Source organism: Collinsella sp. AF38-3AC (assembly GCF_003474365.1).
Lineage (GTDB): Bacteria > Actinomycetota > Coriobacteriia > Coriobacteriales > Coriobacteriaceae > Collinsella.
The window spans coordinates 8,842-10,617 of the sequence record NZ_QROM01000025.1 but is presented as its reverse complement, the minus strand read 5'-3'; the positions used below and the strand labels follow the sequence as shown (position 1 = coordinate 10,617).

Sequence of the window (1,776 nt, the reverse complement as noted above, 5' to 3'; positions counted from 1 at the left end):
GGCAGACATCGAACCATTTGAAATGGTCTGACTTGGATTTGTTTTTCGCAAGGCCGCCGAGAGGCGGCCCCGAGAAATTCCTTTTCCTATCAAACAGAACCATATGAATCGAACGGAACCGATCAGCGAGTGACTGAGAGGACCGGACGGGCTCGAGGCCCAAATATTTTTGGACGGAGAGTTCGATCCTGGCTCAGGATGAACGCTGGCGGCGCGCCTAACACATGCAAGTCGAACGGCACCCCTCTCCGGAGGGAAGCGAGTGGCGAACGGCTGAGTAACACGTGGAGAACCTGCCCCCTCCCCCGGGATAGCCGCCCGAAAGGACGGGTAATACCGGATACCCCGGGGTGCCGCATGGCACCCCGGCTAAAGCCCCGACGGGAGGGGATGGCTCCGCGGCCCATCAGGTAGACGGCGGGGTGACGGCCCACCGTGCCGACAACGGGTAGCCGGGTTGAGAGACCGACCGGCCAGATTGGGACTGAGACACGGCCCAGACTCCTACGGGAGGCAGCAGTGGGGAATCTTGCGCAATGGGGGGAACCCTGACGCAGCGACGCCGCGTGCGGGACGGAGGCCTTCGGGTCGTAAACCGCTTTCAGCAGGGAAGAGAAGAGACTGTACCTGCAGAAGAAGCCCCGGCTAACTACGTGCCAGCAGCCGCGGTAATACGTAGGGGGCGAGCGTTATCCGGATTCATTGGGCGTAAAGCGCGCGTAGGCGGCCCGGCAGGCCGGGGGTCGAAGCGGGGGGCTCAACCCCCCGAAGCCCCCGGAACCTCCGCGGCTTGGGTCCGGTAGGGGAGGGTGGAACACCCGGTGTAGCGGTGGAATGCGCAGATATCGGGTGGAACACCGGTGGCGAAGGCGGCCCTCTGGGCCGAGACCGACGCTGAGGCGCGAAAGCTGGGGGAGCGAACAGGATTAGATACCCTGGTAGTCCCAGCCGTAAACGATGGACGCTAGGTGTGGGGGGGCGATCCCCCCGTGCCGCAGCCAACGCATTAAGCGTCCCGCCTGGGGAGTACGGCCGCAAGGCTAAAACTCAAAGGAATTGACGGGGGCCCGCACAAGCAGCGGAGCATGTGGCTTAATTCGAAGCAACGCGAAGAACCTTACCAGGGCTTGACATATGGGTGAAGCGGGGGAGACCCCGTGGCCGAGAGGAGCCCATACAGGTGGTGCATGGCTGTCGTCAGCTCGTGTCGTGAGATGTTGGGTTAAGTCCCGCAACGAGCGCAACCCCCGCCGCGTGTTGCCATCGGGTGATGCCGGGAACCCACGCGGGACCGCCGCCGTCAAGGCGGAGGAGGGCGGGGACGACGTCAAGTCATCATGCCCCTTATGCCCTGGGCTGCACACGTGCTACAATGGCCGGTACAGAGGGATGCCACCCCGCGAGGGGGAGCGGATCCCGGAAAGCCGGCCCCAGTTCGGATTGGGGGCTGCAACCCGCCCCCATGAAGTCGGAGTTGCTAGTAATCGCGGATCAGCATGCCGCGGTGAATGCGTTCCCGGGCCTTGTACACACCGCCCGTCACACCACCCGAGTCGTCTGCACCCGAAGTCGCCGGCCCAACCGCCAAGGGGGGAGGCGCCGAAGGTGTGGAGGGTGAGGGGGGTGAAGTCGTAACAAGGTAGCCGTACCGGAAGGTGCGGCTGGATCACCTCCTTTCTAGGGAGATAAATCTTCTAGAGAGAAACACTTTAACTCGAATGGGGGGCAGGAGCCCGTCCGGTAGATGTCCCGCCACGGATGATTCCCCGCAGCACC

General features: G+C 63.5%; 1 rRNA gene. It reads left to right on the top strand.

The features are described 5' to 3' along the window. The first annotated feature begins 170 nt into the window (after positions 1–170). A 16S ribosomal RNA gene (locus tag DW029_RS10505) occupies positions 171–1,677 on the top strand. Positions 1,678–1,776: the final 99 nt, after the last annotated feature.